The sequence below is a fragment of the Rhizobium sp. BK591 genome, assembly GCF_014195045.1.
Taxonomy (GTDB): domain Bacteria; phylum Pseudomonadota; class Alphaproteobacteria; order Rhizobiales; family Rhizobiaceae; genus Rhizobium; species Rhizobium anhuiense.
This window is the reverse complement of record NZ_JACIAZ010000002.1, coordinates 1,223,892-1,239,593: the sequence shown is the minus strand read 5'-3', so window position 1 is coordinate 1,239,593 and position 15,702 is coordinate 1,223,892. Positions and strand designations below refer to the sequence as shown.

General features: G+C 57.1%; 13 protein-coding genes. 8 read left to right on the top strand and 5 right to left on the bottom strand.

Translation table 11 applies throughout. The features are described from left to right. The first annotated feature begins 203 nt into the window (after positions 1 to 203). From FHX10_RS35080 to FHX10_RS35065, 6 genes are all read left to right on the top strand, one after another. Positions 204 to 422, top strand: a complete 219-nt coding sequence (locus FHX10_RS35080; RefSeq protein WP_244653197.1) for a hypothetical protein — start codon at positions 204 to 206, stop codon at positions 420 to 422. Between the two features lie 34 nt (positions 423 to 456). Then, complete coding sequence (locus tag FHX10_RS35075) at positions 457 to 837, top strand: ATP-binding protein (RefSeq protein ID WP_246781224.1); 381 nt, start codon at positions 457 to 459, stop codon at positions 835 to 837. Between the two features lie 373 nt (positions 838 to 1,210). Then, the gene (locus FHX10_RS12870) at positions 1,211 to 1,936 is read left to right on the top strand and encodes a DUF2726 domain-containing protein (protein ID WP_132576134.1); all 726 of its coding nucleotides are present in this window, start codon (positions 1,211 to 1,213) and stop codon (positions 1,934 to 1,936) included. A 79-nt stretch (positions 1,937 to 2,015) separates the two neighbouring features. Then, complete coding sequence (locus FHX10_RS12865; protein WP_132576132.1) at positions 2,016 to 2,888, top strand: PGN_0703 family putative restriction endonuclease; 873 nt, start codon at positions 2,016 to 2,018, stop codon at positions 2,886 to 2,888. A gap of 1 nt (position 2,889) precedes the next feature. Beyond that, positions 2,890 to 3,135 carry a hypothetical protein gene (locus FHX10_RS35070; RefSeq protein ID WP_246781223.1) on the top strand — a complete coding sequence of 82 codons (246 nt, stop codon included), beginning with the start codon at positions 2,890 to 2,892 and terminating at the stop codon, positions 3,133 to 3,135. Between the two features lie 53 nt (positions 3,136 to 3,188). After that, the gene (locus FHX10_RS35065; RefSeq protein ID WP_246781222.1) at positions 3,189 to 3,389 is read left to right on the top strand and encodes a hypothetical protein; all 201 of its coding nucleotides are present in this window, start codon (positions 3,189 to 3,191) and stop codon (positions 3,387 to 3,389) included. Between the two features lie 897 nt (positions 3,390 to 4,286). Here FHX10_RS35065 and FHX10_RS12855 read toward each other — a convergent pair. From FHX10_RS12855 to FHX10_RS12845, 3 genes are all read right to left on the bottom strand, one after another. After that, positions 4,287 to 4,922, bottom strand: coding sequence for a hypothetical protein (locus FHX10_RS12855; protein ID WP_184389466.1), 636 nt, complete (start codon positions 4,920 to 4,922; stop codon positions 4,287 to 4,289). A 246-nt stretch (positions 4,923 to 5,168) separates the two neighbouring features. After that, on the bottom strand, positions 5,169 to 5,486 hold the full coding sequence (locus FHX10_RS12850) for a toxin-activating lysine-acyltransferase (protein WP_312862851.1): 318 nt from the start codon (positions 5,484 to 5,486) through the stop codon (positions 5,169 to 5,171). A 172-nt stretch (positions 5,487 to 5,658) separates the two neighbouring features. Continuing rightward, the gene (locus tag FHX10_RS12845) at positions 5,659 to 6,387 is read right to left on the bottom strand and encodes a hypothetical protein (protein ID WP_132576126.1); all 729 of its coding nucleotides are present in this window, start codon (positions 6,385 to 6,387) and stop codon (positions 5,659 to 5,661) included. A gap of 323 nt (positions 6,388 to 6,710) precedes the next feature. Between FHX10_RS12845 and FHX10_RS12840 the strand changes: the two genes are divergently transcribed. After that, positions 6,711 to 7,922: an IS110 family transposase gene (locus tag FHX10_RS12840; protein ID WP_246781221.1), complete on the top strand. Its 1,212-nt coding sequence runs from the start codon at positions 6,711 to 6,713 to the stop codon at positions 7,920 to 7,922. A 439-nt stretch (positions 7,923 to 8,361) separates the two neighbouring features. Further along, a complete protein-coding gene (locus FHX10_RS12835) occupies positions 8,362 to 8,844 on the top strand; it encodes a GNAT family N-acetyltransferase (protein WP_184389464.1) in 483 nt (160 codons plus the stop codon). Between the two features lie 7 nt (positions 8,845 to 8,851). Here the strand turns inward: FHX10_RS12835 and FHX10_RS12830 are convergent, their stop codons facing one another. Next, the gene (locus FHX10_RS12830; RefSeq protein ID WP_184389462.1) at positions 8,852 to 9,283 is read right to left on the bottom strand and encodes a hypothetical protein; all 432 of its coding nucleotides are present in this window, start codon (positions 9,281 to 9,283) and stop codon (positions 8,852 to 8,854) included. Further along, the gene (locus FHX10_RS12825; protein WP_184389460.1) at positions 9,283 to 15,468 is read right to left on the bottom strand and encodes an RHS repeat-associated core domain-containing protein; all 6,186 of its coding nucleotides are present in this window, start codon (positions 15,466 to 15,468) and stop codon (positions 9,283 to 9,285) included. The genes FHX10_RS12830 and FHX10_RS12825 overlap by 1 nt, the downstream gene beginning before the upstream one ends. Positions 15,469 to 15,702 lie beyond the last annotated feature (234 nt).

Here is a 15,702-nt window from a genome sequence, read left to right as displayed (position 1 = left end):
GGTTTCCCCCTGCCAACAACCACTGCACCTGACTGCTGCATTTCAGGGAAAGCCGCCGCTTGATTCTTAGTCAATGGTGCTGTTGCAGACGCTTTGCATTTCTGTGCAAGCAATATTCCCGTTTGCGTCACGCCCCATCAAGTCGATACGTGTTCTGCAAGAAAGGATACGCTGTCGGCTTTACCGCAATGATGCGGTTCTTGATGGAACGCCTTCCCAAAGAAGAACGATACATCGATGGCGTTCGGCGGATGGTGCCGCACTTTCCTGAGACCGCAATTCGCGAAGTTATCGCGAACGCACTCATCCAACAGGATTTCATGGCGACCGGTGTTGGTCCCGTGGTCGAAATCTACGACAATCGCATCGAAGTCACCAACCCCCGGCAATTCCCTGATCAGCGCCGACCGCATCCTCGATGAGCGCCGCGCAAGAAACGAGAAGCTCGCTGCAACTATGCGTTCGTTCGGACTCTGCGAAGAGCGCGGAAGGGGTCTCGACAAGTCCCTAATTGAAATCGAAGCGCAGCATCTGCCCGCTCCCGACTTTATCTCGTCAGAAAATTCGATGCGTGTCGTTCTATTCGCACCGAAAAGCTTCGCTCAGATGTCAAAGGCCGAAAAGCTGCGAGCTTGCTTCTTCCATTGTGTCCTTCGCTGGTTCACCCACGACTACATGAGTAACGCCACACTTCGTGAGCGTTTTTCACTCCCGCCGGAGGAATATCAGGCCGTTTCGGCAATCATCGCTGAATCGATCAAATTCGATCGCATTGCGCCCGCAGATCCCGATCAAGGTAGGCGCAACGCGCGGTACGTTCCATATTGGGCCGCCTAAAATCTATTGACCACAGCGACGCCTTGAAAGTATTCGAACCGTAGACCAGCCACTCGCGATAGCTACATGCTTGGCAAGCAATCGTTCTTCTATTCGCTGGCCGGAGAAGTTCCCGTCGATTACATTATGCGATCTTCCTGGCCTAAAACGTGAACGCTATGGCAACAAGCCAGTCGCTGGCCTCGAAGCGCTCGCCGTGCCAGAGACTAAAGACTTCCCGGCCGAAGCGGATGTCGAACGACCGCTACAACTGCTCCTCGGACTCAGGAAATCGATCATTGAAGGAGTTCGAGTAGCGACCTCAGTCTTTTGGATAACTTTTCGCGCATCGGACACGCGTTGTACTATCTTGGCGGGAAATCCGGAGAGGGGCATGCATTATCGCCAACGGTCGGTGCTGTTCGCGGCGCCTTGGCTGATCATCGGAGCTGCAGCAGTAGGCGCGTCAGGCGGCATAACGGTTGCAGACTTCGATAATCCAGAACTGCTGATCGCCGCGCTGTTTGTCGGCCTCGTCACCGGCATGGCCGTCGAGCAGCTCCTAGCCACGACGAGAAAACAGGCGCGACAGGAGAAAAACGGGTCACGCCGGGAGGAACGGCGCAGCAATGAGCACATCGTGCTGCGACCCTGGCGTCCGATGCCAGCTGCAGCGCCATTGAAACCCGTCGACGCCGCAGATCAGCTGCGTATCGTGATGCGCTCGGATTTCACTATTCAGCCGTTACTGAACAAGAGCGAGGCCCGCGTATTTCGCGAACTCGACAGCATCGTGATCGGCTGCAATTCATCCTGGCAGGTCATGGCGCAGGTGTCATTGGGCGAGATCCTCCGGAGCACCGATGTGGATGCCTACAGTTGCATCAACTCAAAGCGCGTCGACTTGCTGCTCGTGGACAGCAATTGCCGGCCGCGGCACGTCATCGAATACCAGGGCGGAGCACACTATCAAGGCGCCGCAGCTGCGCGCGATGCGGTCAAAAAAGAGGCGCTGCGACGCGCCGGGGTCGGCTACCACGAGGTGGTGGCTGGCCAAACGACGCCATCGGAACTCAGGCGATTGGTCGAAAAGCTGGTGGACAAACCGATTGTCAGCTAATGCGCTCCCATCACTCACGCAGCTGCTTCCATCGGAAGAAGCAATCGCCTTGTCTTGATGGAATGGAGGCGCAATCGAGATGAACTCCGATTTCCAGGCAGTTCGCGAAAATCTGTTTCCGGCTAGCCACGGAGCCATCGAGGACTGGGAGGCATTTCCTTGGCATCGTGATCGAACCAACCGAATTCAGGCCCATAAGGCACATTCGTCGCAAGCCATCGCAATTGATGTGTTCGGCACGGTCAAGATGAGCACAGATCGCGACCGCATCTTCGACGCCATCGCCGCAAGAGTCGGCGTGGCACCGGGCGGCCCATGGGAGATAGCACTCGAGTGGACAGACACCGATCGGCTTCTGGGAGAACCCAGGCCCACGCAAGTCGATGCACTTGCCGTCGGCTCGAAGGCTGCGCTTGTCATAGAGTGCAAATTCACCGAACCCGGCGGAAAATGTAGCCAAACGGTCGTGTTGCGCTCAGGCGAGCGCCAATGCAACGGAGGCTACGCCGATCAAATCAATCCGGGTAACGGCTTGCGCGGACGCTGTGCTCTTACAGGCAAGGGCATTCGTTACTGGGAATACGTGCCAAAGGTCTTCGCGCTCGATCCAGCTGTCGACCATACGCCCTGCCCTTTTAAGGCAGACGCCTATCAATGGATGCGCAACGCCGTGCTGGCAGCAGCGTTAGGCAGGCACCACAAGCTCCAAGCGGCCGCTCTCGCAGTCTTTGCCGATCATCCAAGTTTCCCGACGGCGCGGAAGGCGAAGCGGGGCCCGATGGATCCGGCTCTCGGTGGCCAAGCTGCCATCACACCCATCTCCTATCAGCAGATCATTGCGATCGCTTGTCACGTCGGCCTCGACCAAGAACTTTGGACCGGCCTTTCTGCATGGGTCGATCGAAAGGTCGCAATGGCGGCGTCGCGAAAATCGGAATTCCAAGAGGTTTGAAATGGATGCTGATATCTGGAATCCAGCCTTCTATGACGATGGCGAGTGGGTTTCCTGGTCCGACGTGGAAGAACAGCTCCGGTATCATGAGTGGCGCGCCAAATATCCCAATGCGATCAGGCATCTGATCCCGTATTTTCAGGAGCTATTGGCGCTGGCCGAAAGCTACCACCTCGAGACAGGTCGTCATCTTGATGTGTACGGTGTCATTGGTGAACTGTTCGGCGCGCCATCACTTACGGAATAAAGCTGAACAAGAACTACGCGCAGGGCGCCGACGGTCGGCTTGGCAACGATCACGTGGAAATCAAAACCATCACGCCGTTCAAATCCAAGGACGAGGTTTTCGTGAAGGTGTCAGGCAACTTTAGCAAACTCCTCGTGGTGAAGATCAACGCCGACTTCGAAGTCTCATCCCGGATGTTTGAACGCAAGAAGCTTCCCAAAACGACGAAACCTCTCCTGAAGATAAAGTGGAACGATCTGCCTCACGCCAAATGACGGCCTAGTCGGAAACGCAGGTGGAGTCATGTGGCCATTTTTCTTGGTATCGCCTCGAGTTCGGATAGTGAGCGCCTCTGTAGCGAATGATGCATATCGATATCGTGAGAATAGGTCAGGACAAGTCTGAAAGACTAAAGTAACAAGACGGCGTCACGCCTGCGTCGAGATGCAGCCATAAGGTGCATTAATGATGAATTAAAACGCAATTTGACGTGGAGCGGAATTCTGCGATGCTTCCCTTGGGCAACTGAGGGGTTATCCGTGAAAATATATCTACTCGCTCGACGCTTCGGCGCCGTGGCAATTTCCGTTGCGTTGACGAGCTGCACAACAACGCCGGCAGAGTTCAACAACAAGCCATCGGCCGTAAGCAAAGCCGCGCTTTGCAAAACGGCCTTGGAGACGCAAGACCCAGCGTTTCAGTTCCAGCTCGTGGCGGAAGTGAACCGACGTGGGATGAGCATGATGGAATGTCAGCAGATGGTCGCTCAGCAACAGCAAGCGGCCGCTGTCCTTGTTGGGCTCGCGTTGGTCGGGACGGCCGCTGCTGTCTGCGCAAACGGCAACTGCGGGGGTGGTTATGCGCCATACAGACGCTACCCCGGCAACTGCTATTCATATTATGACCGCGCTGCAGACGGGAGCTTGTGCGGAAACAGAAGTGCCATATCGCGTCCGGGAGGTTGGTAATGTGGAGAGTGATGGCCATGTTGTGTGCGAGCGCCCTGCTGGTGCCAAGTCTCTCAGGGCTGACCTTCGCGCAGAGCTTCGGCGGGAATTCATGCGTCGACAATTGCGAGGGGCATAGGGCCGGCTATGTGTGGGCGGAGGACAATGGCATTCAAAGCGAGGATGAATGTTCGGGCAACTCATCATCTTCTGTGCGTGTCTCTGTCATCGGTTGCCGTCTCCAAAGAAGTCCGCTGGTGTAATCATGTAGCTGAAAGGCAATTCCCTAAGGGGCCGCAGAACCCCTGGAGGATTGCGTGGAAAAATCTTTCTGGGCTCAACAGTGGTGTCGAGCCACGGAAGCCGTTCTCGCAGTTTATAGGTGATCCGGTCAGTTGTTATTTCTATATCTAGGCCCTTGAATTGGACCCCTGGGAAGTATCGGCTGAATTCTCCCGGCTGAAGCTCAAATATCGTTTTTGGATCGGTTTCGCTCTTTAAGGAAACGATCACAGGTAGCCTGCTCGTCTTTAGTTTGAACGGACGACGGCCGCTTGCGTCGCGCAGTGTTGCAAAGTCCGCTTCCGACAGAGACCCGATGCTATTCTTGATGCCAAAACTTGTTAATACGCCATCCTCGTAGACTTGGGTCAGGCTGTTGTTTGGATCGTGCTGGATTGGCAGGATATAGACTGTACCTTTGCCGCCAAGATCGAAGATTATCGCTTCACCATATAGGCGCGTAGCGCCACCATTTCCGATAAGGCTGTGAGTTACCTTGGAATAGGAGATTTCCATCACCGAGGAACTCTCAATCGGTCGCCCGTCCACCGTAGCCGACGCAATAACCTTGAAACGCACAGTCGCACTCTCGCCCTGGCAAGACGCAAGAGGTAGTGCGCAGCGTGAGGCCAAGAGTGCCCGGCGCTTCATTCCCAAACCTTGCTCCAATCAAGAAGTCTTTCAACACACCGGGGGGCACAGCCTTCATCCACAGAGGCAGCAACACTCACCGCTTGACTTCACGTTGCCACGAAAACCTCTAGCGTCGCCGTGAAACCTTGCGCGAATTTGCCGTTATATTTGGGATTTTGGCCGACGGTTCGATCAGTTGATGGCGCTGCCAAACTCGACGTTGCTCAGGTCCGCCGACGTGGCGTTAGCAGTCAGCTTTGCCAAGACGTCCCGATCAACCAAATGGGCGACCATGGGGTGAATCTTGATGTCTGCCCTCTTGGCAACCTGATGGAAATTCGTCAGCATCATGGTCGCCAATTCGCGCGTGGGTGCAATAACGTCGAGCAGCCAAACGGTGTCGCCACTCTTCCAATCTTCCGGTTTGAGTCGAACGGGGAACACGCCCGCCTTAGCTTGCTCTGAAATCCGGCCATCGACCTCAATACTGACGCTTGCCCATACGGCGATTTGCCGTGAATTGCGCCTATGAGGTGAATATTACACTTAGCTTACTTTTCTGCGCTAGCGCAGCCGGTCGATGCCAACAGCCGTTGCGAAGACCGGCCGCGTTCCAGCAAATGGCCCTCCAACTGACATTTCCAAAACCCCGCCTCGCGAATGCCGGGCAACGCCGCAAGATCTATTGCGTGCCGAGTCTGCCGAACTGGCCTGGCCGTCGTTTGGCCGGGGCCGGCAACTGAGCCAACTTGCAACGGCCGGAGGGCCGAGAGTCCGCACCGGGAATGAAAGCAAGGATGAGAAGGACGCCATAGAAGAAAATAACGATCCCCTGAATCGCGAGCACCGGCAAGGGGATCACGAAAAACCTCGGCAAGAAGACGGGCGCGAGCAGCAGCCAGAGCAGATATTGCGGCCAACCGATATCGCGAAGCCGACTCGATACCATGTAGAGCAGGCCTACAACGGTAATCGCTGTCATCGCGATTGCGGCAACCATGTACAGCGTTTCAAAGAAGGAACGGCGGGAGACGAGCTTGGCAGTCGCGGCATCGTTCGCTCCGACGCCTAACGTCATCTGGATTGCCCCTTTGGCGGCCATAGCACGTTGATTCTGCATATCCTCTGCCGTCGGCTTGCGGCCGGACGCTGCAATCTGCTTGGCCATCTCTTCCTGCCCTTTGAACATCAGCGGCATGTTTTTGCCGCTGACCTCTCCTCCGACGGCGGTCCCTGTGCCGGCTGTCGAGCGTGGCGCCATTAACTCACGCGCTGCCTGATCATGTTCGGCCATAATCAGGCGCTCGATCGGGTCCTTCGCAAAATCGAAGCAGAGCATGAGCAGAAGCAGCACGGCGTAGGTGATGCGCGTAAGCCGAGATTGGCCAAAAATGGTCATGAAGTTCAGCACCAGTTCGTCTTGGTGGGCGGACGATGCTCGCTGGAATTCAAGAATTCGCTAACGCAACGTGGATGATTTTACGGATGATCGAGTTTTCCTATGGCATTCGCTGCCTGGAACTCACACCCAATCGGACTTATTGGTCATATGGCCATGCGCGGAATGGCGATGTCGCGCACCCGAGAGGTGACGATTACCACCGGCTGTGGGCCGCGTCGGAAAACCTTGGTAGCGGGAGGCGGCGGAGGCGACTATCGCCCTTAACTGCAACTGCACATGCCTCGCCTTGAAGGGATCGGAACCTGCGACCGGTCATCGCAAGGTAAGACCGTATGTCCTTCTTCTTGGCTGAGGTGGCTCGCCATACACTGGTCTTCCGAGGGTTGCTCGGACAGGCCGAGCCGATCCTCATCACAGGAGGACGAGCCGTGGCAGATTATAGAGAAGTGTTCGTTGGAATCGACGTTGCCAAACTAAAGAATGCGGTCGCTGTCGCTGAATCCGGCCGGGAGGGAGAGGTTCGCTTCTGGGGTGAGGTTGATGTATCGGATGCCAACATGCGCCGCATCATCCAGCGAATAACCGCAAAGTTTGATCACGTGCATTTCTGTTACGAGGCAGGCCCAACTGGCTACGGCCTACATCGGCTAATCCGATCACTTGGCCATGAATGTGTGGTTGTGGCTCCCTCACTGATACCAAGGAAACCAGGCGACAGGGTAAAGACGAACCGTCGAGATGCGCTTGCGCTCGCCCGGCTATTGAGGGCCGGCGAGCTCACGGAAGTGTGGGTTCCCGATGAGGGCCATGAGGCGATGCGGGACCTCGTTCGTGCTCGAGCTGCCGCTGTCGAGACTTTGCGGGTTCACCGGCAACAGATAAGTGCCTTTATGCTCAAGCATGGTCGTATCTATCCACGCAAGAAAGCCTGGACGATGCGATACCTTTGCTGGCTGCAGGAGCAACAGTTCGATCATCCGGCGCATCAGATAGCCTTGCAGGAAATGGTCGAGGCGGTGCGCGTCTCGAAAGAACGCGTCGGACGTCTGGAGACGGTAATTGAGGAATTCGTCCCGAATTGGTCTCTGGCTCCGGTCATTCGAGCTCTGCAGACACTGCGAGGGGTCGATCTGATCGTCGCCGTCACATTCGCCACTGAGGTCGGCGACGTGAGCCGTTTTGAAAGTCCGCGCCAGTTGATGGGCTATCTCGGCTTGGTCCCTGGTGAGCGATCAACGGGTGAGACGGTCAGACGGGGCTCGATCTCAAAGGCAGGCAACGGTCGGGTTCGGCACATGCTGGTCGAGAGCGCGTGGACTTATCGCCACCCGCCGAAGGTCGGCGCGAGGAAGCTATACCGTCTGCAGGAAGCGCCGCCGAAAGTGCGGGAGATCGCATGGAAGGCTCAGAGCCGGTTGACGGCTCGTTATCGCATGTTGGCCGGACGAGGAAAGCGAACGACGGTGGTTTGCACTGCGATCGCCCGTGAACTGGCGGGCTTCATGTGGGCTGTTGCAAGGGAGGCGCAATCGATCAGATCGTAGATCGTCGCAACGAACTTGCACCTCGCGCATGGGCGGAGGCGGGACAACGGCAGGGGAACACCCGTCAGACGCTTTGTGGCCGGCACTGTCCGACGCCCGCAGTAAGATAGGAACAGCCCCGGACGCACAATCGGGAATGCCGTATCCAACCCGCGCATCAGAGCTTGATCACCGACGTCCTTGAGTTCCGCCTCCACCCATAGGCGATCACCCTAACAGCCGTTCGTTTGGGCGGTCGGTTCCTCATGCCCAAAGCATTGACAACGGACATCAGAGCGCTGGTTTTCTCCGCGCATTGACCCAGCGTGTTGGTGTTCCGACACTTCCCACTGTGACCGAGAGGTCTAGAATGCGCCATCAGCGTTCATCACATGAAGGCCTTGACGGGTCGTGAAATTTGATAAACGCATGGAGCATGCAAGCCGTGTGAGGATGCCCGGTGTTGAAAGTGCGACCTGCAAAATCCGAGGAAGTTCAGGAACTCGCCCGGATTGGCCTCGCGTCTTGGCGGAAAGGTATCCTACCGCTCGTTGCCGCCGACGTAGTCTCAAGGATTGAGAAGGACAACCCGTTTATTCCGTTCCTAGAGGAGCAGGGTGGAAACATTCTAGTAGCAGAGGCCGACGGGGCGCTGGCAGGGCTAGGGGCTTCTGAACATGGTGACAACCATATCAGCGACATCTGGGTCGCCCCAGAGCATGAAGGAAAAGGAGTGGGCTCAGCCCTTATTGCTGCCCTTGAAGAACAGTTTAGGGCGCGGGGCTTCGCGGAAGCGGCGATCAGCGTATCTGCTGATAACACACGAGCGCTCGGCCTGTATCGACATCTGGGTTATCACGAAACTTGGCGAGGTTTCGACCACGATCCAATCCTAGACGCCAAGCTGGAAAAGGTCTCGCTGGCCAAGGCAATAAGGCCCTAACACCAGATCACCCGCTTTGACCGCTCCGTTCGATTTCATTCAAGTACTGTCGGGCTAGCTGTCGGCTTTTCTGGCTCGCCCACTTTGAGTCTCTCGCTTCAATAAAGAGGTCTTTCAAAGAAGCTTTCTCCGTCTCAGTCAGGAACGAGACCCAGGTCATTGCGCGATCCGTCCATTGACCCGATTTTGCTTTCAATGCTGATCCAATAAGCTTGGCGAAAGGAAAGGGTATTGTTACGTTTACATTGAGAGCTATTTGATCGAAGGCAGCCTTTACATCAGGGTAAGGCCGCTCCAGCAGCAACCAAGCTCGATAGAAATCAGAGATTTCTTCTAGCTTAAACTCTCTGCCATCCGCTTTAACTATCCAATCGCCATCGTCGGCGACGGTGATGCTCAGCCCCACATCAATTTGCAGTTCGGTCACAGATTGACGCATTACATGCCCTCTTGATGGAGATGATCGAACCCTCGGGAGCGCATCATCTGGTTAAACTGCTGCCGCACCTCAGGCGTCCAATTTCTCCAGAAATGGCCGCTCGCTTCGTTCGTCAACATCGTTCCATTCGGTCCGCGGCTAAACATCCCGCCAACCACGCTACCCGTGTCGGCCTTAATCGACGCAGCGAGTGGTGAATGCGTCCATCTTCCGTTCCCGACAACCAAAGTGGAGGTGTTGGGATCGAAAATATATTCGACGCTTCCACGCTTCGGAGTGAAATTTTCAAGGGCCTTCGTAGAGGTTGTTCCTGAATTCACGCCAAATGCTCCCGGGATCGGACCCGAACCCTTCCAAGTCGGGAGGGTACTTCCTCCGAAGGTGCCGTAACCTGCACTCAATCCGCGGATTTTAACTCCATTCTCCACTTCCTCAAGTGACATGGGAGCAATAGGAATGACACGTGGCTGGGACAGGTCGTTTAGCGGATCGCCATCTGCTTTCTTCTCAAGATCCTCCTCTGCGTCTGCAAAAACTCTACTGCCGGCCGTGGTTTCAGTGCTCAAGCTGACATTCGTTGCTGATCTTAAGTCATTCACAGAACGGGGTGAGCCTCCGTTGCTCGGGTCGCTATTGCGCTGCCCCCAGCTATCTGAGTAGTTGATGGAATGTCCGTTCGGATCACTCCTATTGACGGGATCATTGTCAGCATAGGTATATCGGTTGGTACCGACGCCTTCCATGGTCGGATCCCAATCATCGGGCGAGATGAACCGTCCAAACGCCGGATCGTAGTATCTGGCATTGAGATACATCAGCCCGGTTTCGGGATCGAAGCGTTCGCCGATATAGCTCTTCTTGGTCTGGAAGGTGGTGTTGGTGGCCTCGCCATAGGCGGCATAGCCAGTCTGCTCGACGCGAGTGCCGCTTTCGTTGGTCACCTGCCGCACCGAAGCCAAATGATCGCGGTGCAGGAAGAACTTGTCTTGCGTGGTGCTGCCTGCGGTGACGACGATCTTGGCGTCCGGATGCGGATAGAGGGTGTAGATATCGGTGCCCGGCGTTGTCCGGTCGATTTCGACATTGGCGTCGGGATAGAGCGTCGTGCCGAAGGCCCAACTCTTCTTCACCCGTGCTCCGTCCGGTCCATAGGCAAGCGTCACCGTGGCGCCGTTCTGGGTGACGCTCGACAGCCGGTTGGCGCCGTCCCAGCTCAGCGTGCGGCTGCCATCCGAGACCATGTTGCCGTTGGCGTCATAATCGATGGCCGTTGCACCAATCTGGGTTGCCGCGTGCGGACGCACCGTCGTTGCTGCCGGATAGGTATAGGCACCTACCCGGGTGCGCGACAGAAGATTGTGATTGATGTCGTAGCTGTAGGTCTCGTCGAGCGTGTTGTCGCCGCCATTGTCGGCGCTGGTCAGACGAGAGAGCTCGTCATAGCCATAGGTCCAGTTGTCGTTGGCAGTCAGGCCAGTGATCGTCTTGATCCGGCCGAGCCGATCACGAGTGTACTGAGTGTCCATCAGCACCGTCGTCCCCTTCGCCGTCGTCACCCGGTCTAGCCAGCGACGTGTCGGCGAATAGTTGAAGCTGGTCGTCACGGCATTGATGTAGGTGATCGTCTTCGTCTGGCCGTCGGCTTCATAGCTGACGGAATCGATCAGCCCGGGGATTCTGGAAAGCAAATCGGCGTCATTGTAGAGCCAGGGTAAGGTCCTTTTCCCGACGACGATGTTGGCAGGCGCATAGGCGATTGCCGTGGTCTTGCCGGTCGGGCCATGCTCGACCGTGGTCGTGCTCGTCACCCCATCGATCGTCGTGCTGGTGATGCTCTTGTCGCCGGCGCCGTTATAGAAGCGGGTATAGCTGACCTTCGCATTGTCATTCTCGGCCTTAGTCAGCATGCCGGCATTGTGCGACTGGCCGGTGGCGGCTGGCTCATCATAGGTGTTCTGAGCCAGCAGCGTTGCCACCGTCGCACCCGGTTCCGTCACCTCCTTGCGGATCACCCGGCCCATCTGGTCGTAGGCCATCGCCGTCACCGCACCGCGGGCATCCGTCTGGCGGATCAGCCGGTTGGCGTCGTCATATTCATAGGACCAGTTGCCGAGATCCGGATCACTCGCCGTCAGCCGATTGCCAAGCCAGTCGTAGGTATAGGTCCATAGCGCACCCGTGGGATCGCGCACCTTCAGCAGACGGCCGAGCGGGTCGTAGGTGCGGTTTTCCGTGACCCAATTCGCGCCGAGCTGCGACTGCAGGGCAATGACATTGCCATCCTTGTCGGCATAGCTGCGATGCGCATGGTTCTCCTCGTCGGTCACTACCGCCAGGGAAACTGGAAGCCTGGTGACGTCGGTGACGAGAGCCGACTGCACCGCATATTGGTAGACCTTCTGACTATTGTCCGGATTGACCGACTTCACCACCCGATCCTGCCAGTCATAGCTGTTGACCGTCCATTGCGTGGCATCGGTGGAGAAACGGACAAGGGACGTCTGCTTCACGTTTCCACGCGCATCATAGACCGTGTCGGTGATGCGAGCCGGGCCGGTGGCGGAGGCTCCGGGCGTCTCGACCCGCCAGGGCCGTCCGAGCCCGTCATAATAGGTGCGGCTGAACACCTCGCCCGACCCGTTGGTTCTCGGCGAAGAGGTCACCACTGCCTGCGTCGTCGGGCTGCCCTCGTTCTCGTAGCGGGTGTTGACGTAATTGCCCGATCCCGCATTCACATAGCCATAGGGCCGGCAATAGGCGTCATAGGTGAAGGTTTCGACGATGCCGTTCCAGTCGGTCTTCGTGGCCGGAAGACCGCAGACCAGATCGTAGCTCGTCGTGCTGACGAAGCGGCTATCGGCAGTCAACGGACCATTGCCGAAGTAGCGGGGGCTACGCACGGCCACTGGATAGAGATGGTATGTGGCGTCGTAGTCCCATTCGCTGCGGTTACCGAGCGCGTCGGTCTCGGAGATCCGGTTGCCGTAGCCGTCGTAGCCATAGTTGATCGACGATGGCCGCGGCGCGCTGCCGGTTTTCATATAGGCCAGTTTCTGCGTCAGATTGCCCTTGGCGGGCGGCGTCGTAATCGCCGTCACGCCGTCATAGAAATATTCCTCGTAACCGCCAACCGGTGAGGCGGCATCCAGGCCGAAGCGAACACCCTTGGCAATTGGAAGCGAGACGATATAGGCGGATGTATTCGGCGCATAGGCGAAGGTCGTCCACTTCTCGTCACCCACGGTATTCGCATTCTCGGTGCCGGCGGCGTCCACCGTGTGGCCGTGATCCTTGATCCCGGTCACATTGCCATAAGCATCGAAGCTGCGGTCCGTCCGCAGGTACGCCGTCGAGCCTCCCTCCGTCAGCTGTGTCACCGTCGCAGTGTTTCGAGCCTTATAGGGCTTCGAGGCACTGGTTTCGTAGGTTTCGGCGACTGTCTTGGATGCCGTATTCGCACCGTTCCGGATCGTCGTGGTTTCTGGCAACCCGTAGCTTGCCAGATCCTGGCGGTACGTCGTTACGACGACGGGACTGGAGGTTTCGCCCGATGCGAGTGGCTTCGTGGCGGTAATAGTGCGATAACCAAGGAACTTGCGGGCTGCCGGGTCGTATAGCCCTCCCGAATACGAATAGCTCGTAACGGCAATATTTCCGCGCCCATCGTTGACCGTGAGCCTCGTCACCGGATGCATGACCTGCGGCATGAACACGTTGGAAAAGCTCGTCGACGGGGTGTAATCAACCGCAATCGTCCCACCGGTCTGCAACGTGACGCTACGCAACAGGTTGGGATTGCCCGAACCAGCATTGGATATCACGGTCTCCGTTCGCGAAGCGACGAAGTCGGGAAGCCCATCGCCGTTGAAATCGCCCGACAGACCGGAGCCGCGCTGCACGAATGGTGAAACGACCAGGCTATTGCCGGAGCCTCCGAACCACAGGCCATAGGCTCTGAGATCCTTGAAGGGATCAGTGTCCTTGCGATCCTTGGCGGCGACGACATCCACCTTGCCGTCATTGTCCATGTCGCGCAGGATCGGCGGCCCCTCGAGCGCCAGTCCACTGGCGACCTGGATGAAGCTGCTGCCGGTTCCAAGCCAGACCGCAGCCACATAGCTCGTTCCGGAGGGCGTCGCCCTAACGACATCCGTCGCGCCATCACCGTTCATGTCGGCAAGGGCGCAATAAGCGGCAGCAGAATTGCAGTCGATACCCATGCCCAGGGAGTTCCAGGAGCTACCCGTATATTTTAGGGAAAAGAGGTCTTTGCCCCTGACCACCCCTTGGCGGCCGCCGCCGAGAAAATCCGCGACACCGCGGATGTAATCACCGATGTTGAAGAGCTGATCGATCCCATCGCCGTCCGGGTCCACCGAGGCATTCTTGACCGTATTGGCACTGTCGTAGTTGGTAGGAATCGCAGCACAGACAGTGGCGTTGGATCCCGGACAAACCGAAGCTGAGACGTTCAGTGATGAATCGGTCGTGATGAGGCCATTGATTCGAGTCTTTGATACACTATCATTGCTACCGGTGCTGGTAACATTGAAGAAGAACGCAAAGTCCTTGGTCAACTTGCCCGCTGCAAAGCGGCCGGTGAAATAGTTTGGCACCGGCAAGTTGTCATAGGTAATGTTTGTCCGCGGAACCGTCGCAGTAGTCGTCGCCGCAACAGCGCCATTTCCTGCGGCAAACTTCGTTACCGTGAATTTGATCGGATCGGGCCGGTATGTGCGCAAATCCGAATCGTAGTGATAGGTCAGCAGCGATCCGTAAAACTCATCCTTACCATCGAAGTCGAGATCGCCGCTTTGCCGCGAAAGGAAGTAGGAGAGCTGCTTTGAAGCATCCCCAGACGTTGGCGCTGGGAATTGATTGTTCAGGCGCGCATAGCCGTAGTTGATGTTGTCGTAAGCCATCGAACGCAGGATCTTGTGCGTCCCGCCAACGATGTTGGTATTGGAATCGAGGACCACATCGCGGCCATAACGATCGACCCGCACCAGGCGGGAGACGTTGGAAAATGGCGCCTGGTTGTAAGACAGGGCGTAACCACCGCTGACACCAGCCTCCGCAGCCACACTATAGGCGACGGATTTGAGCCGGAAGCGGTTCCACGTAATACCAGAGCCGTTGGCTTCCGGCTGATAGTCGGGCCGCGGTTCGTAGCCGAAAGTAATATATGAGCGGCTGCTGTATTCGATCCGCGTCGGATAACACATGGGAACATCAGGGCAGGTATAGGAGTAAGTCACCCGATTGCCGTTCCGATCTACCTCCGAGGTCGGCAGATATCGTCCGAGCCAATTTGGATTATCATGTGGTGCGCTGGCGATTTCCGCCACGGACTGGAAGGTTGTCACGACCCCTTTAGTGTCGGTGACTGTCCATCTGTTTGCTGACGAGTCAAAAATGATCCGCTGGAATGACTCGTGTTCGGTGGTGTGGGTCGAGCCGGGCTGGCAACTTGACGCCGCCGAGCAGGAAACGAGGGGCTCGCCGTTCAGAGCAAAGATATCGTCGGAACCCCATCCAGGGGCGCCACCGCCTGGACTTTCCCGTTCGATGACGTCGAGGCCGTCGAGGCCCCAGCCATATCCCAGCCAACCCTGGTACAAGCCGCCCAGGCGAGACTTGCGGGCGGAATCGTAACGCAGCGTCAGTTTGGGAGCGATGTCGTGATAAGCCGGCAAGTCGAGGTTGATGAGCTGCGTAAACGACCCGTTGCTGGAGATTTGTGGAACCGATGCCTTCTCCGGCGCATTGACGGCCTGCGAATCCGGCTCAACGGCCGCGGCTGCAAGCGCCGCGGCGCTCGCCGTCGCTGCTGCTGTGTTCTTGTCGACAGGTGCTGTCGCTTCTGCATCGCCGTCAACAGGTGCCACGCTCTCCGCGGTGTCGCCGGTGAGCCCGTCGCCGAGCGCCTTGCTGCCATTGCCAAATGCGGTTCGATCAATCGCCTTGTCGGGTTCGGACGAATTGGCCGCTGGATCGACCAAAGGACTGGAGGTGCTTGGATTGGCCGAGGATCCGCTGCCAAGCGCGGAGCTTCCGCTCCCGAAACCGCCCCCGGCAGTCTGACCGGTATCCGCTGCAACGGCAACGCCCATAGCCGCATCTAGAAAAAGACCAACCGACATCGCTGCAGCCAAGGCCGCACCACACAAAGTAAAATTCCGCATGAACCCCCTCAAGCGAATCAAGACGTGATCAAAATTTCCGCATTCTAAAGTCGTAAATTACGTCACATGCAAGTGTAGTTTTGCGCGGCGAACTGCAAATTATCATGCCACCGTAGAGTAGTTCTCGGCAAAGTTTCCGCTTCGAAAATGCGCTATGAACCAAGATGCCGTGCCTCCCGATCCAACGTCTATTCGGCTTCCATGAAAGGCTGTGGATAGCGTGCCGCAAGTCTC